This is a genomic window from Bacillus basilensis (assembly GCF_050630465.1).
In the GTDB taxonomy this organism is placed as follows: domain Bacteria; phylum Bacillota; class Bacilli; order Bacillales; family Bacillaceae_G; genus Bacillus_A; species Bacillus_A basilensis.
The window spans coordinates 298,786-325,199 of the sequence record NZ_JBNTQO010000005.1 but is presented as its reverse complement, the minus strand read 5'-3'; the positions used below and the strand labels follow the sequence as shown (position 1 = coordinate 325,199).

The window sequence follows — 26,414 nt, the reverse complement described above, 5'->3', positions numbered from 1 at the left end:
TCCCTCTTATTTGTGATTTCAACTAACAAAATATCGTTTACTATGGAATAAGAAACATTTTTATTAAGGAGGATTACCATGATTAAAGGTCTTTACGAAGCGCATTTACCCGTCCGTAACTTAGAGAAATCAATATCTTTTTATGAATCACTTGGACTGAAACTATATAAAAGAGGAGATGATATTGCTTTCTTTTGGATTAAAGAAAATGAAAGTTGGCTCGGTCTTTGGGAAGGCACAGAATACAAAGTGAATTATCACCCCTCTTTACGACACATAGCCTTTCAAGTAAGCTTACATGATTTAGAAAATGCGATACACTGGTTAAATCAAAAAGGAATTTCAGCACGAAAAGACTTTGGAATGGAACCAATTGAACCAATTGTTTTTCCAGAATTAGCACATGCCGCTGTATACTTTAACGATCCTGATGGAAATAGTTTAGAATTGATTACACAATTACCTGTTGGACTTTCTACAGAAGAGAAAGTGTATGTAAGCGAATGGAAAAAACAAGTTCAAGCATCATCATTACATAAAGATTAATCCTTTTATGTCAGTTTCTTATTCCGCACTACTTAAAACAAATAATAACTTCAAAAAACTATTTTACGGTCAAACATTAAGTGTACTTGGGGATTGGTTTCACACGGTAGCTTTATTAACATTCGTCTATAGCATAACGGAATCTCCGTTTATGATCGCACTTACTTTTATAAGTAAAGGTTTACCCCAGCTTCTTCTTAGCTCTTTCATTGGCGGAATTGTAGATCGTTTTTCTAAAAAGAATATTATGATTTTTACCGATATTTTACGAGGCATGCTCGTCCTCACTTACTTATTTGCACCATATAAAATTGAGATTATTTTCATTGCTAATATATGTTTATCTGTACTTTCTTGTTTATTTGAGCCGGCTAAACAAGCAACTTTAAAGAATATCATACACCAAAATCATTTCGTAACTGCGAACTCTCTTTCTAGTACAATGAATGGTTTTATGTCTATTATGGGGGCTTCTTTAGGCGGAATAGTTGCACATTCTTTCCATATTGAGTTTGCTTTTTTAATGAACAGCCTGTCGTACTTTATTTCAGCCTATTTTATTTATAATATGAGTATTCCTGCTCATGATACTTGTAACAAGAACAAAGCATTGTTCACTGATATAAAAGATGGTTATACATACATATTACAAACAAAAATCATTTTAACATTAATTCTTGTCGGCATTTCATGGGGCATTATTGGAGGTGCTTATCAGCTGCTTTTAACAATCTATGCTGAAAAAATTTTCCACACTAACATTGGAGTTTTATATTCGGTTCAGGGGGCGGGGCTTATCATCGGCAGCCTCCTCGTTAATCTTTATATATCTCATAATAAAGAGAAAATGAAAAAAGCATTTGGTTGGGCCTATTTCCTACAGGGAATTTTCTTTCTCGGATTCATTTTATCTGATCAACTTATTATCGGTATCACTACATTGCTCTGTATGCGCATAGCAGGAGGCATCATCGTTCCACTTGATACGACATTACTTCAAACTTACACGCACGAAAATATGATTGGTAAAGTTTTTTCATGTCATTACTCAATTTATGGTTCGCTTATACAGTTATCTATGTTCATTACAGGGTGGCTATTAGAAATCCTTTCTCCTCAAATGATTGGTAGTTTTCTAGCTATATGTTGTATTTTAGTTAGTTTTATATGGCTGTTTTTATTTTATCGCGGGGAATTTAATGAGGAATCTACCTCCAATTAATAGCATGTTTATGTACATGCTATTTTTATTTATGTCGAAATATAAAGGAAAAAGATGATTTATTTCCCTTACGTTCTAATTTTTTAGAATGTACAATAAATTTAGATTATAAGAAAGGGGATGCCATAATGTTTGACGATAGACTTACTATTTCAGCTGAGCAGCAGAAGCTCATTTCTAATGCAACTCGTATTCAAATCCTTCACCTTTTAAAAGACGAAGCACTCACTGCAAAACAAGTAGCTACTAAACTAAACAAAACTGCTGGAAGCGTACATTATCACGTTCAAATTTTATACGATGGAGGGTTGCTTGAATTAGTAGAAACGAAGGAAAAACGAGGGATTATTGAAAAATATTATAAAGCAAAAGCAGCTCACTTCTATATTGAAGAGAGCGGCACAGAAGGAACGAATACAGGTAGTCATATTGTATCTCATCTATTTTTAACTCCGGAGGAATTACAACAGCTGACTTGGGAGATTACACAAGTTTTATTACGCTGGGAAAACAAAACCGCTCGTCAATCAAACTCTGAAGAAGAATATGCTATTTCCTGCAAGATTAAAAAACAATGAAAGAAAGGGCCATTTGTTCATGAAAAATAAATTATTATTATTGTCAGGAACAGGAATTTCTCGTTTAGGTGATTTTATGTATCTTATCGCTCTAAACTTAATAGTGTTAAATAGCACAAACTCCCCTGCTGCTGTAGCAGGATTATGGATTGTAGGTCCAATTGCCACCGTTGTTACAAAAATATGGTCTGGTAGCATAGTAGATCGATTAAACAAACGGGCCATTATGCTCATCACAGATATAATTCGAGCAGCTCTCATTGGGTGTATTCCACTATTTGATTCTATTTGGGCCATTTATATTTTTATCTTTTTGACTCGTATTGCTACATCATTTTTCGATCCAGCTTCATTTTCTTATAAAACAATGCTCATACGAGCTGAAGAACGCGCTCAATTCAACGCTTGGAATAACTTTTGTACAAGCGGGGCTTTTATTATCGGTCCAGCCCTTGCTGGAATACTTCTCACCACGTACTCAGCATCCTTTGTTATTTACTGCAACTCACTTTCCTTTCTACTTTCTACCATTCTCATTTACTTCTTGCCGAACATTACATTACAAACAAAACAAAACGAAGAAGTTGCAAATACTTTCGGACAAACATTACGAAGTGATTGGAAACAAGTTTTTTCATTCGCTCGAACTGAAACTTACATCATTCTCATATTCGTTTTATTTCAAGCGACTATGCTTGTTTCTATGGCGCTCGATTCACAAGAAGTTGTATTCACAAATCAAGTACTGTCTTTATCCGATATGGAATATAGCATGCTTGTTAGTATAACTGGTGCTGCTTATATTTTCGGTTCATTTCTTGTTTCTCTCTTTGCCAAACGATTACCAATTCAACATTGTATCGGACTCGGTATAATTTTCACAGCAATAGGTTATGTAATTTTTTCCTTTTCAAATTCATTTATAGTTGCAGCAGGCGGTTTCATTTTACTTGGCATTTCTTCATCATTTGCTGGTACTGGCTTTATCACATTTTATCAAAATAACATCCCTGTACATATGATAGGACGTATCGATAGCGTGTTTGATTCCATAAAAAATTTCATCCAAATCTTTTTCGTTTTAGCAATTGGGGCATCCGCACAATTTCTTTCTGTTCAAATTACTGTAATAAGTAGCTCGTTACTCATTCTTTTCCTTTCCTGTTTATTAGCACTCCGAGTAATGACTCCTTCACGTGAAAAGTATTTTAAAGCTACAGAATCGTCATTAGAATATTAACTGCAACATAAAAAGCGGCTATTTTGCCGCTTTTTTTCCGTATTAAAGGATAGTAAGCCCCCCACTGATTAAAGTTTCTCTTTATGTTAAAATATGCATTGGATCTGATTATGTAGGAGGGCTATTTTGGAGATTATATTCATTTTTATATGTATTATATTAGTAGCTTCTATTTTACAAACAAGTACAGGTTTTGGCTTTTCTATTATGGCAACCCCTTTCTTACTCATGTTATTTCTACCACAAGAAGCTATACAAATAAATATCATTTTATCATTAATTATTTCCATATCACTCATTTGGGAAATAAGAATGGACATTGATTTTATTCTACTGAAAAGGTTAATTTTCGGAAGTATAGTTGGTGTACCTTTTGGTATTTTCATTTTCATTACCATTAACATCAACACATTTAAATTAGCAATTAGCATCCTGCTCTTACTATTAACGTTGATGCTAATATGCAACCTTAAGATTAAATCAACAAAATCTAGAGATTTCTTAGTGGGCGGATTATCCGGTCTTTTAACGACAAGTATCGGTATGCCAGGACCACCCCTGTTACTGTACTTTACAGGAACCGATACGAAAAAAGAGAAATTGAGAGCAACTACTTTAGCTTTTTATCTATTTATATATTTCATTAGCCTACTAACTCAAATACTCTTTACTGGTACAAACAAAACAATTTGGGAATCAAGTTTTTACGCTATTCCAATCGTATTTCTAGGTTTGTATATAGGCCAAATTATTTTCAAATGGCTTAATCAACGGATTTTCAAAATATTTACGTATATCCTTTTGAGTTGCACAGGTATGTATCTTCTTATTGAAAGTTTGCATTTGTTATAAATAAGTTTTTCAGGATAAAAAGATTAAAGCTTTCTTCATATTTTCTCCTCCAAAAAAGGCAAACCTGCATTCAGGTCTGCCTTTTTACTCATTTCTTATTAAGTCCTTTTTCACTTAAAAACTCTTTCATATGCATTCTTTTTTCTTTGGACATAAATGAGCTCATTGATTCCGTCCATGCTACACTTTTCTTGTTTGATGATCTTTCTTTATAATACGCACTCATCGTTTCATCGTATTCATTTAATAATTCATCATATTTCTTTTCATCATATCCATTTTCATGAAGGATTGCTGCTACTGGTAAACGCGGTTTCACTCCATGATCTTCATCTGGTACACCGACTGTCATTCCGAATACAGGATATACTTTATCTGGTAAATGAAGCAATTCACTCACTTCTCTCGGATTATTACGAATACCACCAATATAACAAATGCCGTATCCTAACGATTCTGCTGCTAACGCTAAGTTTTGCGCAAAGAGTGAAGTATCTACCGTTGCTACGATAAAGTCTTCTACTCCTTCATGCTTTATCTCTGTGCTATGTTTTTCACATGCCATTTCAAGTCGTTTTAAATCTGCACAACAAACAAAGAATGCTGCGCAGTCTTTCACGTGACGATTTCCAGATAGCTCTGCTAATTTAGCCTTTAGGTTTTGATCTGTTACATATATAACAGAATAGGCTTGTACAAAATGTGAGGAAGCCGCATGCTGCGCAGCTTGCACCATTCTTTCTACTACATCTTTCGGAATTGATTCTTCTTTATATTTACGAACTGAAACGTGTTGCTCCATCTTATGTATGATCTCATTCATGAAAATCACTCCTTTTTTCTCTTCATAATGAAAAATTAACACATCTTTTTCAATATTCACAACTTATAAGCACAAAAAGAGCAATTCTTTTTAAATTGCTCTTTTTTAAAACGTTTATCAATACGGTAAATGAAATTATATCAACGGTTCCTTACACTATATCAACGATTTTTCGAATATATCAACGATTCGACAAGGGATATCGACTTACCGACAAATAACGACAGATTCACATCATATTATTTCTTATCTTATTACGCCGTTTTCAAAACTTTAATACCTTTTACGATATTCCAAATAAAGTAGTAAATTCCTACAAGAATGAACACTGCATATGTGATCATCATTCCAATTCCAGCACCGTCAGATTGATTGAATCCTAAACCGTATATTCCTGATATCGCTAATCCTCCGAATAAAATTGCGTACGGGAAAATATGTGACCAAAATGCTTTTTTCGCGTGGTATTTCACTTCATCCTCTGCAACGAAGTACACGATAATTGGAAGTAAAAATGGTGCAAAAAAGATACTAAAGTAACATAGTGAAGATAATATATTATTTCCTTTCATCCGATTCACCTCTAAATAGTTTTTGTTATCTTCATTATGTCAGGAATCTATTCCAGAAACTATCGCTTTACCTTTCATGAACATGACATATGTGTAAGATTTCCCTCAAAAATAATCCCGCCTGGACTTCCAGACGGGATTACTTTTCTCTATATTCGATTCATAAACCAATATTGCGTAATGGCTAAATACTCTCGTATATTCGATGAAATGACAATTCGCCTCGGCGTTTCGGCTGATAGCCCTTCTAATTGTAAACCTTGTTTTGCTGCTATTTTTTTCGCTCTAAACATATGGAAATCGTTTGTTACGATCATTCCTTTTTTCATATTGTCCGGAATTAAAGGTTTTGAGTATTTAATGTTCTCATCTGTACTCGTTGACTTATCTTCCATTATAATGCGTTCTTCTGCAATTTTTAGTTTCATTAATCCATTTTTCATTGCTAATGCTTCTGAAATATCTTCTCCTTTTCCTTTCCCTCCAGACACAATAGCGATTGTTTTCTCATGTGATTTTAAATACTCAGCTGCTTTATCAATACGGTATTGCAATGAGTAAGATGGTTTCGTCCCGTTTACCTTCGAGCCTAACACAATTATATAATCCGCATCGTAGGTGGCATTCATATGCCCATGCTTATAAATGTTATATTGTAAGAATCCCGCATAAACAGCGCAAACCATTATGATTGCTATAATATATTTAATTATTTTCTTCTTTTTCATATCTGTATACTCCTATGTTTTTTGCTTCTTTCATCATAATATCCATTTATTTGTTTGTATACAGACAAATTCCAATTCACCCTAATTTATCCTCTAGAAAGTAATATTTATATTCCTTTCGGGAACAGTAAGTACAACTTTGCACGAAGGAGTGTCCCTATTGCTTCTCTTTTTATGTAACGTATCATTCTTTTTTATCTTATTTTTATTATCACTTAAGATGCTCGGTAAATCTGCTTTAGCACAACTAACTCCTCATGATTTTGGTGCTATTATCTTTTTATCTTATTTAGCTTTTCAAGCCATACCAGTCTCTGGTGCTTTGCAAGCTTTTCTCGGTATGGTCGTTATTACATGTTTGCATTTAATCCTTACAAAATTAAGCCTATTCAACAAACTAAATCGTTTTATTCTTGGACACCCTATCATTTTAATTAAACATGGTGACATTATTTTTGAGAACCTACAAAAAAGTAGATATCCCATTGCTGAACTACTTTCTAACCTTCGCGTTGCAGGATACCCGAGTGTTCACGAAATTGAATATGCTATTTTAGAAGCAAATGGAGCCATTAGTATTTTGCCAAAGCGTGAACTTGTACCATTAACTCCAAAAGATTTGAACATAGATGTTAAATATGCTGGATTACCAATTGCCCTTATCGTTGATTCACAAATTCAATACGATAACTTAAAGTTAATTCATAAGGACAAACAGTGGTTATATAAAGAGTTAAAAGAAAAAGGAATTACAAATATTAAAAACGTTGCCTTTGCTTCTGTTCAAGAAATAGATGGATCTTTTGCAATTAGTTTAAAAGAATAGAAAATCCCCTTAATTGCTTAAGGGGATTTTCTTCATTATATTACTCCCTTCTCTCCCGCCATGTTTAATGGAACAGGATGTTTCATACGATTCATCGTAAATAGAATAATCGCTGTTATTACTTCCGCTACTGGCATAACGAGCCAAATTCCGTTTATCCCAAATACCTTTGGCATAATCCATAACAATGGAATAACAAATAGTAACCCTCGGCTCATTATAATAAGCGCGGATTTTTTCGTTTGTCGCACTGATTGGAAGTACTCTCCATACACAATGTTATAGCCTAAAAATACGTATTGGATAAAGAACAAACTAATACCTGTTAATGTTAACTCCAATAATTCTGGAGATTGGACATCAAATAGACCAATGATATATTTCCCGAAGAATAATCCGACAATTATCGCAACGCCCCCAAGTACAACTGCAATTTTCACAGCAAACTGTAATCCTTCACGCAATCTTTCTGATAAATTTGCACCGTAATGGAAACTAGCAATTGGTTGCAATGCAGCACCTACACCGAAGAATAATAGTAATGTCATCGCATGAATGCTATTGACCATCGCATAGGAAGCTACTCCTACTTCTCCTGCATATTGGACGAATGCTATATTAAAACCAATCGTTACGATTGCCACCGTACTTTCTGTTATAAAGCTCGGAAAACCTATTATCATAATTTGTTTAATCGTATCCCATTCAAAATGGAATTTCGTCCACTTTAAAATACTACTTTTTCTAAAGAAATGAGTTAATAATACAAGGAAACCGATCGCTGCCGAAAGAATAGTTGCTGAAGCAGCACCTGTTACGCCCCATCCAAAAATAAAAATAAAGATATAGTCAAACATTATGTTTAATACAGCCGTTACAACAAGACCTGCCATTGCTAAATTAGGATTTCCATCATTTCGTATAAATGTACTTAAAATATTTTCTAAAACGTATATCATCCCAAATGTTAATAACACGTGTAAATAGTCTAACGCATACGGTAAAATCACTTCATTCGCACCGAATAAGTATGCTAAATCTTCTATTCTCCATAAACAAATCGCTGCTAAAATACCTACGATAATGACTGCTACCGTCATAGATTGAGTAAAAATAGACCTTGCTCTTTCTATTTTATTTTCACCTAGTGCAATAGAATATAACGTTGCCCCGCCCATTCCAATCCATAATGAAATAGAGAAGAAAATTGAAAACGCTGGAATAGCCACGTTTACTCCTGCTAAACCGTTTGCTCCAACTCCCCTACTAATCATAACCGCGTCAATTACAATATTAACTGACATTAATACCATCCCGAGAACAGCTGGTATTAAATAAGAAATAAATAAACTTTTAATTGGTTTTTCTCTTAATTTTTCTGTTACTTCCATACTAGTATGCTCCTTTTTTCAACGCTCTGTTCACAGTTTAAACCTTAAAGTAACTTGAAGGTCAAGAGAGAATTAAAAAATAGGTAACTGAATTATACTAATGAATGTAAATTTGTAATTAGTTCAAAGGTTTTCACCTTATTTTTTCACTACAGGAATTTGAATTTCTGTTACTTGCTCATCTGAATTTTCTGTTACAGACCAGTCAATTAATGCAATCTCAATCGCATCTCCACTTACTTCATATCCTTCTTGATCAATGTATTTCATTAACTTCTTATATGTTTCATCAGTTTCTTCATATGGTCCGTGGTGATATACACAAGCAAATATACCTTCTTTAATTTCATCTGAACTATGTACTTGAAAAGGCATGTAATCCAAAAGAATAAAAACGCTACTATATGCCTGAAACTCATTTTGCATTAATCCTTTTTTTGCAACGGTTACACCGATATCTCCAGAAAATAAGCTATCATCCATTTGCCTCATATTTTTTTGCAACGAATGAATATAGTACTCAAACATATCATCCGTCGTATTTGGGGCAACTGCGATTGCTGTAATTTTTCGCTGCGGTATCTCTTTAATTACCATTTGTTCAGCTTTTGCTTTTGTTGCTTCCTTAATTAAATGAATTCTATGCTCCATTTTCGCCAAAGCATACTCAATCTCTCTTTGTTTTTTTAACATCATTTCTTGTTGTTTTTCCAGTAAATTGAGTGCGTATGCTGGGTTTCTTTCATCAATATATTTCTTAATTTCCTTTAATGGAATATTTAATTGACGTAAAAATTTAATCGTATCTAATAGTGAGAACTGATCGATTGTGTAATAGCGATAATTCGTTTGCGGGTCCACAATGGACGGATGAAAAATTCCTTTTTCATCATAATAACGTAAAGTAGATTCCGCTATATTATGCATTTTTGCCATTTCTCCAATTGTAAAACGTTTATTTAATAACATCTTTTATTCCCTTCCAATTTCTATTTATTTCATTATATGTTCATTTTGTCTTCAAAACAAAAAAGAATTCCCATACGAGAATTCTTTTTATTCATTATTAAACCTCTATTATTATAGGAAGAATCATCGGCTTTCTTTTCGTATTCGTATATATATACTTCCCTAAAGCTTCTCTTACTTCTCTTTTCAAAATACCCCAGCTATTCACTTTCTCTTTCTTTAAATTATTAATCGTACTAACAGCTAATTTATTTAATTCCTTCAAAAATTCTTCTGAATCACGAACATATACAAATCCACGAGAAATAATATCAGGACCTGAAATTATTTCTCCATCCACTTTATTAAAAGTAATAACTATTACGAGCATTCCATCTTCTGAAAGTTGTTTACGATCACGTAATAAGGCATTACCAACATCACCAATTCCTAATCCATCTACATATATATTTCCTGCCTGTATTTTTCTAGATTGAATTGCCACTTCATTATTTATATCTACAACATCCCCATTACGAACGATAAATATATTTTCTTTTTCAACACCAATTGATTCTGCTAATAAACTATGGTGATGTAGCATTCTGAACTCTCCATGAATGGGAATAAAATATTTCGGCTTCATTAATGTGAGCATTAATTTCAGTTCTTCTTGATACGCATGACCAGATACATGGACTCCAGTAGAACTACCGGATCCATAAATCACTTTGGCTCCTAAAGCAAATAGATTATCAATAATTCTCGAAACGTTACGTTCATTTCCTGGAATAGGAGTCGCGGCTATAATAACCGTATCTTCTGGTAATACATCAACTTGTCTATAGTTTCCACTTGCTAAACGCGCTAAAGCTGCCATTGGTTCTCCTTGGCTTCCTGTACAAAGTATTGCGACCTGCATTGGATCTAAACGATTTACCTCACTCGCTTCAATTAACATACCGTCTGGAATATGTAAATACCCTTTCTCTAGAGCAACTTCTACTACATTTACCATACTTCTACCGAGCAAAGCCAGTTTTCGATTTGTTCTTATACAAGCTTCAACTATTTGCTGAACGCGATTCACATTAGAAGCAAATGTAGAAATAATTACTTTTCGATTTGCTTTCATAAATATTTCCTCTATCCGTTCCCCTACCGATCTCTCTGATGGAGTAAAGCCTGGTCGTTCTGCATTTGTACTTTCAGATAGTAAAGCTAGTACACCTTCACTACCTATTTTAGCCATTTTATGAATATCAGGATGTTGATTATTTACTGGTGTTAAATCAAATTTAAAATCACCTGTATGTACTACAGTACCTTCTGGTGTATGGAAAGCAATACCGAGACAATCTGGAATACTATGATTCGTTTTAAAAAAAGTCGTCTTAATAGAACCAAAATCAATTTCTGATTCTGAATGAATAACGATTAATGCTGTATCATCTTGAAGATTATGTTCCTTTAATTTAATTCCAATTAAACCTAGCGTTAACTTCGTTGCATAGATTGGTACGTTTAGTTGTTTTAAAAAATATGGTATTCCGCCAATATGGTCCTCATGCCCATGTGTCACTACTAACCCGCGAATTTTTTCTTTATTCTCTTGCAAGTATGTGACGTCTGGAATTATTAAATCGATTCCTAATAAACTTTCATCTGGAAATTTAGATCCGCAATCAATAACGACAATATCATTTTCATATTGAATAGCATACATATTTTTCCCTATTTCATTTACTCCACCTAAAGCAACAATAGACAAGTTATTTTTTAATGACTTCAAATTATAAGTCCTCCCTTTCACAGTTATAATTCGTGAAATCGTATTTAGGCTTTATTATTTGTAATGGAAAAGAACTTCATACTATTTCATAAATATAAAATTCACACGCTACTCTTATACCTATATCCCCAATAGCACAGCTTCTTCCTCAAAAAGCTCCCATTTTTTCATTGATTTTTTGTAAAATCTATTATATATTAATTACAGGTTCAAATTACGAGTTCAAAAGAACTTGTAACAAGACCCTTTGTTTAATGGGTTTTACATATTTTCATTAGGCAAATTCCGAGAAATCGTATGATAAAAATAAAAATGATGAGGAGAGGATCCGATGGAATTCGAATTTTTCTTTCAAATTGCACTTATTTTATTAAGTACAAAGCTTGCTGGTGATCTTAGTGTTAGATTAGGTCAACCTTCTGTACTAGGTAAATTAATTGTCGGTATCGTTATCGGTCCAGCTGTATTAGGGTGGATTGAAAATTCAGAGCTTCTAACACAATTAAGTAATGTCGGTGTTATTCTTTTAATGTTTATGGCAGGACTTGAAACAGACTTAGAAGAATTAAACGCAAATCGTAATTCTTCTTTAGCTGTTGCACTTGGAGGTATTATTCTTCCATTCGTAGGTGGTTACGTTTCTGGTCTTGTTATGGGAATGGAACAAGGAAATGCTGTATTTTTAGGATTACTTCTATGTGCGACAAGTGTTAGTATTTCAGTTCAAACACTTCGCGATTTAGGCAAGATGAAAACACGTGAAAGTACAACGATGCTTGGCGCGGCTGTATTTGATGACATTCTTGTCGTTATTTTATTAGCATTTGCAATGAGCTTCTTAGGTACAGACGATGTTAACTTAACAATGGTTATCTTGAAGAAAGTTGTATTCTTCGCTTCTATTATTTTAATCGGATGGAAAGGTGTTCCTGCGATCATGCGCTGGTTATCACCACTACGCGTATCTGAGTCTATCGTGAGTGCGGCTCTTATCATCTGTTTCTCATTCGCATATTTCGGCGAACTATTAGGAATTGCTGGTATTATCGGTGCTTTCGCAGCTGGTATCGCTATTTCTCAAACGAACTACAAACATGAAGTAGAAAAGAAAGTAGAACCAATCGCTTACGCTATGTTCGTTCCCGTGTTCTTCGTAAGTATCGGTATGAATATTACATTTGACGGTATTGGCAATCAAATTTGGTTCATCTTAGCATTAACAATAATCGCTGTATTAACGAAACTAATTGGTTGTGGATTTGGTGCACGAATGACTGGATTTGACGCTAAGTCTTCTGCAATTATCGGTGCTGGAATGGTTTCTCGTGGTGAAGTTGCACTTATCATCGCAGGAACAGGACTTTCTTCAGGTCTACTAGCACAAGATTACTTTACAGCTATCGTTATTGTCGTTATTTTAACTACAATGATTACACCACCAATGTTAAAATACACTTTTGGTGCAAAAGATAAAGCAATGAAAGCAAGTAAATAAGTTTCATAAAATAAAAAGGAGATTGCTATCTTATAAGATAGCAATCTCCTTTTTATTTTATCTTTAAACAATCCCGTTCTTTTTTAACCAGTTTTCAAAAATAGTTCGTGCTTCTTCATCATCAATATCATTACGAAATGAGTACACCATAATTCCATAATCATCTATATATTCACCTAGCTTCATTTCCTCCACTTTCTTATAAAAATCGTCTACCTCATAATACGGAATATAAGCATCCCAAACTGGTTCATGTATTCTTTTGTACGCTGTCAGTTCCAAATCATATCCATCTTCATAATATCCGATGTGATAATGTTGATTAGGATCATATTTTGTCATAAAATTCCCCTCCCTAAAAAGAATTATCATATTTCACATAATAAATAAAAGCGAGCTGTATATTACAGCTCGCTCGATTCATTAAATACGTTCCATCGCTGTCTTCAACGTTCCAACTACGAAAGCAATTTCTTCACTTGAAATAACAAGCGGTGGTGCTAATGTTAAAACGTTATTATATCCTGCTGTTGTCATACCATTTCGTCCTATAATTAACCCTTTTTCTTTACAAGCATTTACAACACTTGCTATTTTGTCGTTATCAATTGGCTCTTTCGTCTCTTTATCGTTTACTAGTTCAATTCCAACTAGTAGACCTTTTCCTCTAATATCGCCAACAAGTCGATGCTCTCCAATTTCTTCTTTTAATTGCTCTAGTAAAAGCGAGCCCATTTGTGCAGATCGCCCAATTAAATTTTCATTTTCCATAATCTCTAAGTTTTTAAGTGCTAATGCACAAGCTGCTGGGTTCCCACCAAAAGTATTAATATGACGGAAAAATTCATATTCTCCCTTGCCTTTAAATGCTTCATATATTTCTTTTTTCACAGCTGTCGCTGATAACGGTAAATATGCGCTTGTAATCCCTTTTGCCATTGTAATAATATCTGGCTTCACATCATAATTCATAAATCCAAATGCTTTTCCTGTACGTCCAAAACCGCAAATCACTTCATCACTAATAAGTAGTGCGCCGTGTTTTTGACACGTTTCATGAACAGCTTTCATATAGTCTTGTGGGGGCATTAAAATGCCCCCACCCGTAATAATTGGTTCCATAATAAAGGCTGCAATCGTTTCACTTAATTCCCATGTCATGACACGGTCTACTTCTTTTACACATTCTACATCATAAATGTTCTCTCTTTCTATTCCAGGCATACGATAACAATCTGGCGGCGTTACATGTAAAAATCCTGAAGCAAATGGCTCATATTGATATCTACGCTGTGCTTGTCCCGTCGCTGCCATCGTTGCCATTGTATTTCCATGATATCCGCGGTAACGTGACATAAATTTATAACGATGCGGTTCACCTTTTTGTGCATAGTATTGCCTTGCTATTTTAAAAGCTGTTTCGTTCGCTTCTGAACCACTATTAGAGAAGAAAATAACATACTCTCCTCCAAGCCACTCATTTAATTTTTCTGCAAGCTTTATAGCCGGTTCATGCGATTGTGACATCGGAAAGTATGATAATGTTTGTAATTGCTTATATGCCGCCTCTGCAAGTTCTTTTCTTCCATATCCACTATTCACACACCAAAGACCACTCATTCCATCTAAATATCTTTTCCCCTGTATATCTTCAACCCAGCACCCTTCTGCTTTTGCCCCTACCATTGTACTATTTGGACTAAAGGGACGCATTCCGTGCCAAACATATTGCTCGTCTTTTGCTAATAACTCATCAGTCTGTTTCGTTTTCATCATTTCTTCCACCTTCCATAACAACTTATTTCTCACAAAAGCTGCACTGGTGCCATGATGATTTAAATTTCTCCCTGCTTATTTTCATTCCACAAAATTAAGACAAAATCCTACTAACAATACAGTAATATTTACAAGAAAAAGGAGCTTTTCTTATCTATCGAAAAGCTCCTCTTTTTTAATGCGAGGATGCATCGCTAATACCATGACCAGTATTAGATTTCACAAGAATTTCATCAAATTTCGCTGCATCTTCTTTCTTACTAGATAAAACGGTTCCTAAATATGCTGCCAGGAATCCGAGCGGGATCGAAATAATTCCAGGTGTCGTATATGGGAATATCGCTTCCCCAACAAATATAGCTTTTCCAGCTACAGGGTTCCAAACATTTGGACTTAACGCTACAAGAACAATAGCTGATACAAGACCAACAATCATACCAGAGATGGCACCTGTTGTATTGAAGCGTTTCCAATATATTGTGAATAATATAACTGGTAGATTTGCACTCGCTGCAACTGCAAATGCTAACGAAACTAAAAATGCTACATTTAATGTTTGGGCAAATAACGCTAGTATAATAGACAATACCGCTACTCCAATAGACGCATAACGAGCCATGGATACTTGCTCTTTTTCCGTTGATTTTCCTTTACGAAGAATCTCATTATAAAAATCATGTGCGAATGCTGATGCTGCTGTTAATACAAGTCCTGCCACTACAGCTAAAATTGTTGCAAAGGCAATGGCTGATACGAAAGCAAATAAGAAATCTCCACCTAACGCTTTAGCTAATAAAGGTGCTGCCATATTACCAGCAGGGTTTGCTTTAATAATCGCCTCATTTCCTACAAACGCCGCTGCTCCAAACCCTAAGAAAATTGTCATAATATAAAATGCACCAATTAACCACGTAGCGTATACAACAGATTGACGTGCTGTTTTTGCATCACGTACTGTAAAAAAGCGAACAAGAATATGTGGTAATCCTGCAGTACCAAGGACTAGTCCTAAATTTAAAGAAAGCGTATCAAGACCATCTTTATACTTTACTCCTGGATTTAAAAACGAATCTTTTAACGGCGTAGCTGTTTTCATTTGAGCGAACATTTCAGTCACACTGAAATTAAATTTGGAAAAAACAATAACAGAAATAATAAATGTACCAGCCATAAGTAGTACAGCCTTTACAATTTGAACCCAGCTCGTAGCTGTCATTCCTCCAAAAATAACATACACAGTCATAAGTGTGCCGACGATTAATACAGATGTTGTATATTCAATACCTAATAATAGTTTAATAAGTGCACCCGCACCAACTAATTGTGCAATCATATAAAAAATTGAAATCGTCATCGTATTAAGCGCTGCAACTCCACGTACTTTTTTTGCATCAAAACGTGCCGCAATCATATCCGCTAACGTGTACTTCCCTAAATTTCTAAGCGGTTCTGCGACAAGGTATAGAACAACTAAATAAGCAACTAAAAAGCCGATACTATAAAAGAATCCATCAAACCCAGTTAACGCTATCGCTCCAGCTATACCAAGAAATGACGCAGCAGACATATAATCTCCCGCAATGGCCAGCCCATTTTGCCAACCAGTTAACCCCCCTCCAGCTGTATAAAATTCGCTCGCATTTTTCGTTTTTTTCGATGCAAAATAGGTTATGACTAGCGTACCAAGGACAATAATTAAAAATAGTGCAAACGCAGTCGTATTCAAGTTCAGCCCCTCCCTTTTTGCATATCTTGTAGAATTTTTTGCGAGATTTCATCAAAGGATTCCGCCTTTTTGCTATAAATCATACATAAAGCCCACGTCATAATAAATTGCGCAAACGCAAATACCCACGCCCACGTAACATCACCAAATGCCAGTGTATTGAGCACCTTTGAATACGATGTTAAAATAGGTAACGCAATAAAAAAACTTAAGAAGAAAATACTCATCGGAACGATAAACTTCTTTTTCGTATTTAATAGCAATTGAAATTCTTCTGACTGAACAACTTCGGTATAATTCACCTCATTTTGTAACTTACGTGCTGAAGTATCATCTCGTTTCATTCTCCGATCCCCTCTCTTACTAGAAATACATTTCCCTCTTGTATACCTAAAGACTAAATTTTATAAATATTCAGAAACTTATTTTCATTTTAGACAATCCATACATTCCTGCAAAGATTTTTCGATAGACATTTTTCGGCAAATTCCCCTAAGTTTTTAATATACTATCTCAACATAAACTTTTTGGCTTTTCAATCCACACTAATCAAGCTTTTATTCTCGTTAAAACAAAAACAGAAGTAGAGCTTATTGCACCACTTCTGTTTTTTTCTCTTTTTCTAAATTACGAGCTGTTTCGCTTAATTCAACGTCTTTCCCATCTTTAAGCGTTCCAAATATGAAATCGAATACTGGATTCGAGACACCGAACCAAAACTTTTCATTTTTATAATGGTGTAATATGTGCTGTTTTTTGAGCCATCTTCCAAACTTAGTAACGGGACGAATCGGCTTATGTGCAATATAATGTTTCCATTCATAAACAAGAAGCATGATAATCATTCCGATTCCGAATGAAAGTGTAACAGTAACACTTTTTGTTATAGCGTATGATATAAGTAAATATACAGTAAAGCTAGGTATACTAAACCATACAGGCAAAAATAAAAGTTTTAAATCATCTGGATACACGTGATGATCATAATGTAATCTTCTTAACATTTTTAATAAAAATACGTTTTTAGGTGGCTTTAAGTGAAATAAAAACCGATGTGTCATATATTCGTTAAGCGTATAAAAAACAATCCCAAACAAACACGCTAACATACCGATCCATGTGAAAAATTGCATTTTTAAAATAATGATAAAAACAAATAGGATACTATACATAATAACGATATCATGTTGTAAAAAGAACTCTTTCCCCACTCTCTTCATCTTCCTTCCCCCTTTTCCAAAAAAACAGTCGCAACATATCGTTACGACTATTTCTTCTATTTTCTATTCTTATTCTATTCACTTTACAAATTTGCCTGTTGCTCTATTGTCGAGAAAAAATTATTCGATCCAAATATATTTTGCTTTGGAATAATATGTTCCACCGCAAACACTGTTACTTCTCCTCTTTGTACCTCTCCAATAATGAGCCCAAATACTTCATGATTTACCGCAAACGTTGGTTGCTTTGTTTGTAGTAATCTTGCTGCATTATAAAATACCGCTTCATATAGTGGATTCCTATTAGTAATTTCTTTTCGAATTTTTGGTGCTAACGTAATAATAATTTCTTTTCCGTTAATAGTGGTTCGATACATAAAAATCTCCCCTTCAATCTTATGTGAACAACTGTAAAGCTTTGTATGCAAAATGGATAGAATATCCTACTAAAATAATACCTGCTCCGGCTGTTATATAGCCGAGTGCTTTTTGCTTTAATAAAGTTCTGCCAAAATGGACAGAAAAAGCAATATTTAAATTCCACAAAATAATACCAACGATAATACAAAGACTGTACAAAAAGGCTTCTTGTTTCGTTACCTTCGTAAGCAATGAGCTAAGTGTACTTCCGTATATACCAAACCAAAAAACAAGATTCAATGGATTGGATATCGCAATTAAAAAACCTGCCATAAACGATTGTTTAAGACCACCTACCTCTTCCTTTTTATATTCCATATTCGAGTGGGAAATTCCTTGTTTTACACTTTGAAATCCTAAATGAAATAATAAGAAAAAACCTGTGCAATACATAAAAGCTTGTACATATGTATACATAAACACAGAAGATAAACCGAAGTAGATGAGAAGCATAAACAAAATGTCTGCAGTCATGCCACCAATTCCAACAATCCAGGCATGCCAAAAACCTCGTTCAATTCCTCGTTTTAACATTTCAATATTAATCGGACCGACTGGCGCCGCTAATGAAATACCTAATACAATTTGTTGTATAATCGCTCCAAACATCGTTCTATCCTTTCTACTTCCTTTACTATTAAGTAATGATGTAATGATTAAAAATAGACTAGCTTTCATCAAAATATTCACTACTAAAATACCCTTTTTCATCCAAAATATGCAAAAGAGCCATTCAGATGATGGCTCTTACTTTTCTATCTTATGAAAAAAAGGACATTTTCCTTTTATCGGCTCTACATCGTCTCCTATAAAGTATTGTTTCCATTCCCGATGTTCGTGATCACCATAATGACTAATGTTAGGATGTTTCGGCAGCTGATCCCACTTTTCAACTCGATCTCGGACCGTTTGTCTTGAATATGCTCCTTTAGGACGGTCGCCTTCTAATCCATCAAAAATGGTACGTGGCTGAAACCCAATAACAAGAGAATTTCCTAAATGCCTAGTTTTTCGTTGTTTATAAGCTGGCGCATTTCCAAATGCGAATATCGGTTCCCTGCCAAATGAAAATTCCCATAAGTAATGATCTGGGTCTTCAGGAATTTGCTTCGGCCATGTTTGATTATCGTTTTCATGTAAATATTGTAGTACTTTCCAAAAGTAATCACGATAATATTCGATTGATTGTTCCTCACATTCCGGTTCCACAAAAAGAAAAAAGCCTCTTCTTACAATTGGGCGTTCTTTCATTAACTCTAAAAAAGATAACATTGTATGCGGCAAATGACTCCAATCATTATGAGAGAGAAAGGAATAACGAAGTTCATTCTTTTTCAAAGCAGTTAAACCAAAAAAACATGGAAAAGTTGGTTCTAATACGATGTTTGAAAAATTTTCAAATTCTTTCGCAACCCAATTCGGTATATCCGTTCTCATTCTCATTCCGTCATTATCTAATAAATAAGACTCATTCATTCTTTCACCCCATTATGTATAGCATTCAATTAAGGCTATTACATACTCGGCCTGTCCTATACCTATTTAAAATTCGGCTGAAAATTATTTAAAAATACAAAAAAATAAAATCGCTTACTTGACTAAATTCTCCCAATTCGTGTATATTTAAATTAATCATTTAGCAGAATATTCAAGATTATAGCATTTTTAGTTTATCTTATCTTTTCAAATGGATTTCACTAAATGAAAAAAGCAAATGTTTTTAGGAGGAATTGTAACATGCAAGGAAAAGTAAAATGGTTTAACAACGAAAAAGGTTTTGGATTTATCGAAATTGAAGGCGCTGACGATGTATTCGTACATTTCTCTGCTATTCAAGGAGACGGCTACAAAGCTTTAGAAGAAGGTCAAGAAGTATCTTTCGATATCACTGAAGGAAACCGTGGACCTCAAGCTGCTAACGTAGTAAAACTTTAATCCAACATTTGACAGGAGGTTACCTTACTTGGTAACCTCCTTTGTTATTCCTTTGTATATTTCCGTTTTACAGAGCAAAAACTATGTGAAATGCGCAATATACAAAGGAGGCAGTAAAAATGGGATCAGAAGTAAATGATTTTGAAGAAGTGAAATTCCGTGTAGAAACGGCACAAAAGATGGTGGGTTCAGCAACAATTTCAATGGATCCAGACACTTTAGAGCATGCCACAACTGCTGTAGAAGCAGCTCGCTCTCAGCTTGAAATTATGAAATCTGTTGCAGTAGATTTAGATGAGCCGTTTCTAATGAATGAGGAAAAAAAATTAAGCAAATGCGAGCAGCAATTAAACGAAGCAAAGCACTAAAAAAACATCCAGAGAATGTTCTCTGGATGTTTTTTCATGACAACTGTTCCCCATACTTTTTCAATGTTTCTCCAACTGTACATTGCCTAATACAAAATGAATGAGCATAATATTTACTATTTGTCTTTCGATTATGTTCTCGCAAAAAACACCCTTCACAATACGTTTCTAATAAGTCATTTACCTCTGTAATGAGTTGCTTTTTATCCACCGTTGCACCTCTCTATTCGGTTATTTCTTTATGACTATCAATGACTGTTCCTTCTAATGCTTGCGTTGCTAATTGATGTGCTTCTTTATTTTGTTTTCTAGATATTGGCTCGCATACAAGTTTTAATTTCATTTGCTTCGCTTTTTGTTCAATTTGGTCTAAATAATGATTTAAATGCTCATCATAGCAAGGCCATTCTCCAGCCAATTGTTGCAATACCACTTGAGAATCCCCGCGAAGTGTAACTGCTTCATACTTGATCCCTAATTCCTCTAGTATATTCATACCGTATAATAATGACGCATATTCGGCTTCATTATTATCATATATACCTTCTATATATGCATTGCGGCGAATTCGGTAGTTTTTATTTCCTTTTTTATAGTACACACATATACCTACTCCAGCTTCTTTCGTCTGCACATCATAACCACCATCAAAATAAACGAGTATTTCTTGGGGCTCATCCTCCACTTGCTTACTCAGTTTTTTCATCTCTTTTAATGACCATTCTGCATCCATTTCATCGTAAAATAATAATTCTTTTACTCTTCCTGTTTTCTCAAAATCCTCTGCAAATTGCAGTACATCTTCTATGTTCATATAATCTGTCGTTAATTCCGTCTGCAAACCGCGCTTTGTTTTATACAACCAATGAATTTTATATTTCATACTACATTCCCCTTATGTAAGACTTCTTATATGTATCCAGCTAATGAAAGCCTCACTTTATTTTATTATATTTTATCAAGAGTCTCTGAATTATATTCAATATTATCACATGCAAAAAGAGCTATCCCTTTAGGAATAGCTCTTTCATCTATTACATAAATCTTTCAAATTGTACTCGCTTATTAATCCAGTACATTACAGGCATACCAATGGCCATTACAACAAATTCACCGGCGGCACATGTTAACCAAGTCAACATAAATGGTAAATCAAATGCAAGATGAAGTTCAATTGCAATCATAAACATTGTAATTGTAAAGATAACTGTATTAAAAATCATACGAGCCCAAACACCTTTAATGAATCGCATAGAAATAATGGTTGCAACTAGTGCAAGAATAGATTGCCCTACTCCAAATACTAAATCGTAAGCGATCATAGGTGAGAAAAAGAGATTCGTTAAAAATACACCTAATACAATTCCGTAAATTGCTTTCTTATTAAATACAACGAGATGATTAAACATCTCTGAAATACGAAACTGTACACTCGTAAAGCCAAATGGCTGAATAAGCATAGAAACAGCAATATATAATGCCGCTAAAATACCATTACCGACTAATGTTCTAATATTCATGACAAAATCTCCTTAGTTTTTTTACGTGGGATGGTTTCGAACCACGTTATTCGTTTTTTAAGCAACAAGATTATATTTTACGCGGTAGCCCCCCTTTCGTCAATAGATTCCTATCATGAACTACCTTTTTTCTTTTAGACAACGTATAATGAAATATATGAAAGATTTAGGAGGTTTTACTTCATGACTGCAACAATTCAAAATGAAAACGTGATCGTTACCATCTCTGACAAAGGTGCAGAATTACAAAGCGTTCGCTTAAAAGCAGACAATACAGAATACTTATGGCAAGGTGATTCTACTTATTGGGGACGCCGTGCACCAATTTTATTCCCAATTGTCGGCCGATTAGTAGATAATACATACTACGTAGATGGTAAACCTTATTCTTTAACACAACACGGCTTCGCTCGTGATCTTACATTCTCTGTAAAAGAACAAAGTGAAACGAAAATCACTTATATCGTTACTAGTAATGAAGAAACATTAAAAAAATACCCATACGAATTTGAATTACTCGTGTCTTATGAACTAGAGGGACAAATCGTTCATGTAACATATGAAGTGAATAACCCCACTTCAAAAGAAATATTCTTCTCAATCGGAGCACATCCTGGTTTCAACTTCCCGTTATTAGAGGGCGAATCATTTACAGATTATTATTTATCATTTAATAGTTCTGAACGCTTAGAAACAAGTGTATTAGAAGGACCTTACCTTTCAAGTAAAAAGCAATTAATCGCTGAAAATACGAATGAATTACCACTTACATACGATTTATTTAAAAATGATGCGCTTATTTTTGAAAATATGAATACGGATGAAATCTCTATTCGTTCTCATAAACATAATAAATTTGTAAAAGTAGAATTTGACGGATTCCCATTTGTCGGCGTATGGACACCAGGCGAGAATGCACCTTTCCTATGTATCGAACCTTGGTACGGTATTGCTGATGAAGTAAATCCAGCAAAAGATTTCAAGGAAAAAAAAGGAATTCAATCTTTGCAAGCGAATGAAACATTTACATGTCGTTATAGCATTACAATTGGCTAATTACTCTATCCCCTACTTCAAAGAAATATATAAGTAGGGGATCATCTTATAATTTGGAGGTTTCTCATTTTGATTGAAGTATATATTGATGGTGCATCAAAAGGAAATCCTGGTCCTTCTGGTGCAGGAGTATTTATTAAAGGGGTTCAACCAGCTGTACAATTATCATTACCCCTCGGGACAATGTCCAATCATGAAGCAGAATACCGCGCTTTACTTGCGGCATTAAAATATTGCACGGAGCATAATTATAACATTGTCTCTTTTCGTACAGATTCGCAACTTGTCGAGCGAGCTGTTGAAAAAGAATACGCAAAAAATAAAATGTTTGCACCACTATTAGAGGAAGCACTGCAGTACATAAAAAGTTTCGATCTCTTTTTTATTAAGTGGATTCCAAGTAGTCAAAATAAAGTCGCTGATGAGTTAGCTAGAAAAGCTATCTTACAAAATTAACGGGGGTATGAGTGTGAAAAAAGATTGGATTGCTCCTCTTGCTTTATTATTTGTCTCTTTTATTTGGGGAGCTACATTTGTCGTCGTTCAAAATGCTATGTCTTTCGTTGGTCCATTTACTTTTAATGGTATTCGCTTTTTATTCGCCGGAATTATTTTATTATTCGTTCAAATGATTTTCTCAAAAAAAGCTTCAAAACACGATATAAAACAGAGTAGTCTCGCGGGATTAATCGTTGGATTCTTTTTATGCGTTGGCTATGTATTACAAACATTCGGCTTACTTTATACAACTTCTTCAAAAGCAGGTTTCTTAACAGGGCTTAGTATCGTTATGGTACCAATTTTGTCTTTTATCTTTTTAAAACAAAAAGCTACCATTTTTATCGTAATGGGCATTGCTGTAGCAACAGCAGGTTTATACTTATTAACGGCTGGTGATTCTTTTCAATTAAATATTGGAGATATACTCGTTCTCGGTTGTGCAGTTGCTTTCGCTGCTCATATTCTTGTTAACGGCTTCTTTTCTAAAAAAATATCACCTTTATTGTTAAGTACGTCGCAAGTATTAGCTGTCGGTATGTTTTCTTCTATTTGCGCCTTTCTGTTTGAAGATTGGGAAAAATTATTTTCAGTAGCACTATGGACGAATTCTTCCTTTTTATTTGCTCTATTCCTAACTTCCCTATTCGCGACATCCATTGCTTTTTTCATCCAAACATTAGCACAAAAACATACATCTCCAACGAGAGTAGCCATTATTTTCGCAATGGAGCCCGTTTTTGCTGCCTTAACAGGCGTTCTCGTTGCAAACGAACAACTGTCTATTTCTGCTATTATCGGATGCCTATGTATTTTCCTAGGCATGGTTTTTGTTGAATTACCTTCCAAAACAAAAAAAGAAGCGCAGGCTGCGTGAAGTTACGCTTGTAACTTCCGCATAAAAGCCTTAGCGCTTTTTTTATCTGTAATTTCTTCCTCTTTCAATCGTTCTAATAACGCAACAAAATAACTGCCATCAAACTGAAATTGATGTTTAATTGTCGCTTCTATCGCTGCGTTAACAATTCCATCAGATGCACCAGTATATCCTTGTCCGAACATAATAAACCCTTGTGCTTCCTCTGATAATTTAAATCCTTTCGTATGTAAGAATGAAAGATAATCTTCTACTGTTTGCATGATATTCCCACCTACTCAAAAATTCTCCACTTCTTATCATACATGTTTTTACACGCTATGAGAATGAAATTTATTTGACAACTTTGTAAATCAGTCTTTACTTCATTAATAATGGAGGATTTCCTTATAATATGGAGGAATATGTACAGTGGAACTTATTTCATATTAAAGGGGAGACACGATGAAACAAGCACTATTAATCATTGATGCTCAGCAAGAATTAATGGATGGAAATGAAAAAGAAAATGAAGTTTTTCGTAAAAAAGATCTATTATCTACAATAAATACAGCCGTACAGAAAGCACTAGATGCAAATGCCCTTGTTGTTTTCGTAAGAGATATCGATGTTGCTTCTGGTAGCGGAGAAGGATTTGAAGTACATAATCAAATTCAAGTGCCTCAGTCTGCAATCCTTATTAATAAAGCAGCAACAAATTCATTCTATGGTACTTCTTTACTTGAAACTTTAAAAGAAGAAAAAATTAACCATATCGTTATCGGTGGATGTAAAACAGAACATTGCATCGACACCGCTGTTAGGACCGCAACTGTACAAGGCTTTGACGTTACATTAATTAAAAACGGTCATTCCACAACTGATTCTAATGTGTTGACTGCAGAGCAAATTATTGGTCATCACAATAAAATTCTACACGGCCATTATAATGTTGACCATTTTTCTATGGTGAGAGATGTCGAGGAAGATCTCTTTCAGCCAACTCACAATCAGTATCGTGATTAACGAAAAAGAATCCTTCGTTCAGAAGGATTCTTTTTCATCCAAAAATTTGCGCTGCAATGCTATATAACTCATTATTCCTTTTTAATAATTGATTGCTATTTTTCATCATTATTGGTGGTGTATTTACCTTTTGAAAACCAGCAATCTCTAACTCTTTCAGAAAACCGTCCTTTCCTTTTGGTACATCCATTCTTAATCTCCCATCATGCCCTCTTGCTAAAGCATGTACTATTCTCATTGCCATTGCATCATTTTTAGCAACGATCGGTCCTATTATTTTATTTTCTGGCGTTTGTATACTTATACCGTATCCTACTACATTTTCTTTTGTATCCTTTACAACGACACACTGTTCACTTTGCATAATTCTTTGTTTTAAAAACTCGTTTCGACTTATTCCAAATGCGCCTTCATCTATTTTTATTATCCTTTCTAAATCCTCCTCTTTATAACCCATCATATATTCTTCATCTTCTGCACATTTATAATTTGTATTGTACGAGTTACATATGTATTTAGAAACATAACTTACTACCCTAAATCCTAATTTTTTATATAAAGGCTTTCCCTCATCTGTAGCAATCAGCATAATTGAAGTTTGAGCTGATACGCTATTCATGCAAGAACTCGTTATCGCCTTTCCAATCCCTCTTCCCTTATAATCCGGATGTACAATTACCATTCCTATTGACGCTAACGCCTCTCCGTATAATATAATTGCAGCGCTTGCAATAAGTTTTTTTCTCTCATTCCATACGCCATATACAATACCTGAGTTAAAAATCGTTTCAACTTCTTCTCTGTTATAATCCCAACCAATATAAGAAGATAACGCAACAATATCATTTATATCTTCTTTTCTAAGACGCTCCACTCTTATTTTCAATCCAATCATTCTCCAACCCCTTATCTAGACATTTAAATCATTATTACTAAATCAACTCGTACATGTTTCCCTTTATTTATCACATACATATCCTATTTTGACCAAGACTATATT

32 protein-coding genes and 1 riboswitch are annotated in these 26,414 nt (G+C 34.3%); of the genes, 13 read left to right on the top strand and 19 right to left on the bottom strand.

Features of this window, described 5'->3' with window-relative positions; translation table 11 throughout:
* Positions 1 to 78 precede the first annotated feature (78 nt).
* The 5 genes from ACQVV1_RS13600 to ACQVV1_RS13580 all read left to right on the top strand — a co-directional run bounded on the left by ACQVV1_RS13600 (position 79) and on the right by ACQVV1_RS13580 (position 4,438).
* A complete protein-coding gene (locus ACQVV1_RS13600) occupies positions 79 to 546 on the top strand; it encodes a VOC family protein (RefSeq protein WP_431168975.1) in 468 nt (155 codons plus the stop codon).
* Between the two features lie 7 nt (positions 547 to 553).
* The gene (locus ACQVV1_RS13595; RefSeq protein ID WP_431168974.1) at positions 554 to 1,768 is read left to right on the top strand and encodes an MFS transporter; all 1,215 of its coding nucleotides are present in this window, start codon (positions 554 to 556) and stop codon (positions 1,766 to 1,768) included.
* A 128-nt stretch (positions 1,769 to 1,896) separates the two neighbouring features.
* Complete coding sequence (locus ACQVV1_RS13590) at positions 1,897 to 2,346, top strand: ArsR/SmtB family transcription factor (protein WP_063224090.1); 450 nt, start codon at positions 1,897 to 1,899, stop codon at positions 2,344 to 2,346.
* Positions 2,347 to 2,365: 19 nt separating this feature from the next.
* A complete protein-coding gene (locus ACQVV1_RS13585) occupies positions 2,366 to 3,586 on the top strand; it encodes an MFS transporter (protein ID WP_431168973.1) in 1,221 nt (406 codons plus the stop codon).
* 126 nt (positions 3,587 to 3,712) lie between these two features.
* The gene (locus ACQVV1_RS13580; protein ID WP_431168972.1) at positions 3,713 to 4,438 is read left to right on the top strand and encodes a sulfite exporter TauE/SafE family protein; all 726 of its coding nucleotides are present in this window, start codon (positions 3,713 to 3,715) and stop codon (positions 4,436 to 4,438) included.
* A gap of 88 nt (positions 4,439 to 4,526) precedes the next feature.
* On the opposite strand, the gene nfsA is transcribed toward ACQVV1_RS13580, so the two are convergent.
* The 3 genes from nfsA to ACQVV1_RS13565 form a co-directional block, all read right to left on the bottom strand.
* Positions 4,527 to 5,261, bottom strand: a complete 735-nt coding sequence (gene nfsA, locus ACQVV1_RS13575; protein ID WP_048561285.1) for an oxygen-insensitive NADPH nitroreductase — start codon at positions 5,259 to 5,261, stop codon at positions 4,527 to 4,529.
* A 254-nt stretch (positions 5,262 to 5,515) separates the two neighbouring features.
* On the bottom strand, positions 5,516 to 5,833 hold the full coding sequence (locus ACQVV1_RS13570; protein WP_000678041.1) for a magnetosome magnetite crystal formation protein family: 318 nt from the start codon (positions 5,831 to 5,833) through the stop codon (positions 5,516 to 5,518).
* A gap of 149 nt (positions 5,834 to 5,982) precedes the next feature.
* Complete coding sequence (locus ACQVV1_RS13565; RefSeq protein WP_431168971.1) at positions 5,983 to 6,561, bottom strand: YdcF family protein; 579 nt, start codon at positions 6,559 to 6,561, stop codon at positions 5,983 to 5,985.
* Positions 6,562 to 6,721: 160 nt separating this feature from the next.
* On the opposite strand from ACQVV1_RS13565, the gene ACQVV1_RS13560 reads away from it, so the two are divergent.
* On the top strand, positions 6,722 to 7,387 hold the full coding sequence (locus ACQVV1_RS13560) for a DUF421 domain-containing protein (RefSeq protein ID WP_063224094.1): 666 nt from the start codon (positions 6,722 to 6,724) through the stop codon (positions 7,385 to 7,387).
* A gap of 35 nt (positions 7,388 to 7,422) precedes the next feature.
* Here ACQVV1_RS13560 and ACQVV1_RS13555 read toward each other — a convergent pair whose 3' ends face one another.
* The 3 genes from ACQVV1_RS13555 to ACQVV1_RS13545 all read right to left on the bottom strand — a co-directional run bounded on the left by ACQVV1_RS13555 (position 7,423) and on the right by ACQVV1_RS13545 (position 11,518).
* On the bottom strand, positions 7,423 to 8,778 hold the full coding sequence (locus ACQVV1_RS13555; RefSeq protein WP_431168970.1) for an MATE family efflux transporter: 1,356 nt from the start codon (positions 8,776 to 8,778) through the stop codon (positions 7,423 to 7,425).
* A 138-nt stretch (positions 8,779 to 8,916) separates the two neighbouring features.
* A complete protein-coding gene (locus ACQVV1_RS13550) occupies positions 8,917 to 9,747 on the bottom strand; it encodes a MerR family transcriptional regulator (protein ID WP_431168969.1) in 831 nt (276 codons plus the stop codon).
* Between the two features lie 97 nt (positions 9,748 to 9,844).
* Positions 9,845 to 11,518: a ribonuclease J gene (locus tag ACQVV1_RS13545; RefSeq protein WP_431168968.1), complete on the bottom strand. Its 1,674-nt coding sequence runs from the start codon at positions 11,516 to 11,518 to the stop codon at positions 9,845 to 9,847.
* Positions 11,519 to 11,849: 331 nt separating this feature from the next.
* On the opposite strand from ACQVV1_RS13545, the gene ACQVV1_RS13540 reads away from it, so the two are divergent.
* Positions 11,850 to 13,013 carry a cation:proton antiporter gene (locus ACQVV1_RS13540; RefSeq protein ID WP_060630255.1) on the top strand — a complete coding sequence of 388 codons (1,164 nt, stop codon included), beginning with the start codon at positions 11,850 to 11,852 and terminating at the stop codon, positions 13,011 to 13,013.
* A 63-nt stretch (positions 13,014 to 13,076) separates the two neighbouring features.
* Here the strand turns inward: ACQVV1_RS13540 and ACQVV1_RS13535 are convergent, their stop codons facing one another.
* From ACQVV1_RS13535 to ACQVV1_RS13500, 8 genes are all read right to left on the bottom strand, one after another.
* Positions 13,077 to 13,355 (bottom strand): DUF3986 family protein, encoded by a 279-nt coding sequence (locus ACQVV1_RS13535; RefSeq protein WP_431168967.1) that lies wholly within the window; start codon positions 13,353 to 13,355, stop codon positions 13,077 to 13,079.
* 81 nt (positions 13,356 to 13,436) lie between these two features.
* Entirely contained in the window at positions 13,437 to 14,786 is a 1,350-nt protein-coding gene (locus ACQVV1_RS13530) for an aspartate aminotransferase family protein (protein ID WP_431168966.1), read from the bottom strand.
* Between the two features lie 178 nt (positions 14,787 to 14,964).
* Entirely contained in the window at positions 14,965 to 16,515 is a 1,551-nt protein-coding gene (locus tag ACQVV1_RS13525) for a solute symporter family protein (protein WP_217994233.1), read from the bottom strand.
* Between the two features lie 2 nt (positions 16,516 to 16,517).
* Entirely contained in the window at positions 16,518 to 16,859 is a 342-nt protein-coding gene (locus tag ACQVV1_RS13520; protein WP_431168965.1) for a DUF485 domain-containing protein, read from the bottom strand.
* Between the two features lie 246 nt (positions 16,860 to 17,105).
* The gene (locus ACQVV1_RS13515; protein WP_242251252.1) at positions 17,106 to 17,735 is read right to left on the bottom strand and encodes a sterol desaturase family protein; all 630 of its coding nucleotides are present in this window, start codon (positions 17,733 to 17,735) and stop codon (positions 17,106 to 17,108) included.
* A gap of 83 nt (positions 17,736 to 17,818) precedes the next feature.
* Entirely contained in the window at positions 17,819 to 18,112 is a 294-nt protein-coding gene (locus ACQVV1_RS13510) for a hypothetical protein (protein WP_063224103.1), read from the bottom strand.
* A gap of 19 nt (positions 18,113 to 18,131) precedes the next feature.
* Entirely contained in the window at positions 18,132 to 18,764 is a 633-nt protein-coding gene (locus tag ACQVV1_RS13505; RefSeq protein WP_137051569.1) for a LysE family transporter, read from the bottom strand.
* A gap of 138 nt (positions 18,765 to 18,902) precedes the next feature.
* Complete coding sequence (locus ACQVV1_RS13500) at positions 18,903 to 19,631, bottom strand: YqcI/YcgG family protein (protein ID WP_431168964.1); 729 nt, start codon at positions 19,629 to 19,631, stop codon at positions 18,903 to 18,905.
* Between the two features lie 261 nt (positions 19,632 to 19,892).
* Here ACQVV1_RS13500 and cspB point away from each other — a divergent pair, with 261 nt between their 5' ends.
* Both cspB and ACQVV1_RS13490 read left to right on the top strand, forming a co-directional pair.
* A complete protein-coding gene (gene cspB / locus ACQVV1_RS13495; protein ID WP_001161725.1) occupies positions 19,893 to 20,090 on the top strand; it encodes a cold shock-like protein CspB in 198 nt (65 codons plus the stop codon).
* A 119-nt stretch (positions 20,091 to 20,209) separates the two neighbouring features.
* Positions 20,210 to 20,458 carry a DUF2564 family protein gene (locus ACQVV1_RS13490; RefSeq protein WP_000534400.1) on the top strand — a complete coding sequence of 83 codons (249 nt, stop codon included), beginning with the start codon at positions 20,210 to 20,212 and terminating at the stop codon, positions 20,456 to 20,458.
* 34 nt (positions 20,459 to 20,492) lie between these two features.
* Here the strand turns inward: ACQVV1_RS13490 and ACQVV1_RS13485 are convergent, their stop codons facing one another.
* The 3 genes from ACQVV1_RS13485 to ACQVV1_RS13475 form a co-directional block, all read right to left on the bottom strand.
* Positions 20,493 to 20,669: a zinc-finger domain-containing protein gene (locus ACQVV1_RS13485; RefSeq protein ID WP_000358801.1), complete on the bottom strand. Its 177-nt coding sequence runs from the start codon at positions 20,667 to 20,669 to the stop codon at positions 20,493 to 20,495.
* A 12-nt stretch (positions 20,670 to 20,681) separates the two neighbouring features.
* Positions 20,682 to 21,341, bottom strand: a complete 660-nt coding sequence (locus tag ACQVV1_RS13480; RefSeq protein ID WP_060630245.1) for a ribonuclease H family protein — start codon at positions 21,339 to 21,341, stop codon at positions 20,682 to 20,684.
* 151 nt (positions 21,342 to 21,492) lie between these two features.
* Complete coding sequence (locus tag ACQVV1_RS13475) at positions 21,493 to 21,978, bottom strand: QueT transporter family protein (protein ID WP_063224105.1); 486 nt, start codon at positions 21,976 to 21,978, stop codon at positions 21,493 to 21,495.
* A gap of 6 nt (positions 21,979 to 21,984) precedes the next feature.
* Positions 21,985 to 22,029: riboswitch (PreQ1 riboswitch) on the bottom strand.
* Between the two features lie 132 nt (positions 22,030 to 22,161).
* Here ACQVV1_RS13475 and ACQVV1_RS13470 point away from each other — a divergent pair.
* The 3 genes from ACQVV1_RS13470 (at position 22,162) to ACQVV1_RS13460 (ending at position 24,409) form a co-directional block, all read left to right on the top strand.
* A complete protein-coding gene (locus ACQVV1_RS13470; RefSeq protein WP_242251249.1) occupies positions 22,162 to 23,034 on the top strand; it encodes an aldose 1-epimerase family protein in 873 nt (290 codons plus the stop codon).
* 69 nt (positions 23,035 to 23,103) lie between these two features.
* Positions 23,104 to 23,490, top strand: a complete 387-nt coding sequence (locus ACQVV1_RS13465) for a reverse transcriptase-like protein (protein WP_431168963.1) — start codon at positions 23,104 to 23,106, stop codon at positions 23,488 to 23,490.
* Between the two features lie 13 nt (positions 23,491 to 23,503).
* Positions 23,504 to 24,409, top strand: coding sequence for a DMT family transporter (locus ACQVV1_RS13460; RefSeq protein ID WP_431168962.1), 906 nt, complete (start codon positions 23,504 to 23,506; stop codon positions 24,407 to 24,409).
* Between the two features lie 2 nt (positions 24,410 to 24,411).
* Here ACQVV1_RS13460 and ACQVV1_RS13455 read toward each other — a convergent pair whose 3' ends face one another.
* Positions 24,412 to 24,672 (bottom strand): DUF6123 family protein, encoded by a 261-nt coding sequence (locus tag ACQVV1_RS13455; protein ID WP_063224108.1) that lies wholly within the window; start codon positions 24,670 to 24,672, stop codon positions 24,412 to 24,414.
* Between the two features lie 181 nt (positions 24,673 to 24,853).
* Here ACQVV1_RS13455 and ACQVV1_RS13450 point away from each other — a divergent pair, with 181 nt between their 5' ends.
* On the top strand, positions 24,854 to 25,414 hold the full coding sequence (locus ACQVV1_RS13450; protein ID WP_242251248.1) for a cysteine hydrolase family protein: 561 nt from the start codon (positions 24,854 to 24,856) through the stop codon (positions 25,412 to 25,414).
* Positions 25,415 to 25,448: 34 nt separating this feature from the next.
* On the opposite strand, the gene ACQVV1_RS13445 is transcribed toward ACQVV1_RS13450, so the two are convergent.
* On the bottom strand, positions 25,449 to 26,309 hold the full coding sequence (locus tag ACQVV1_RS13445; protein ID WP_242251247.1) for a GNAT family N-acetyltransferase: 861 nt from the start codon (positions 26,307 to 26,309) through the stop codon (positions 25,449 to 25,451).
* Between the last annotated feature and the right edge of the window lie 105 nt (positions 26,310 to 26,414).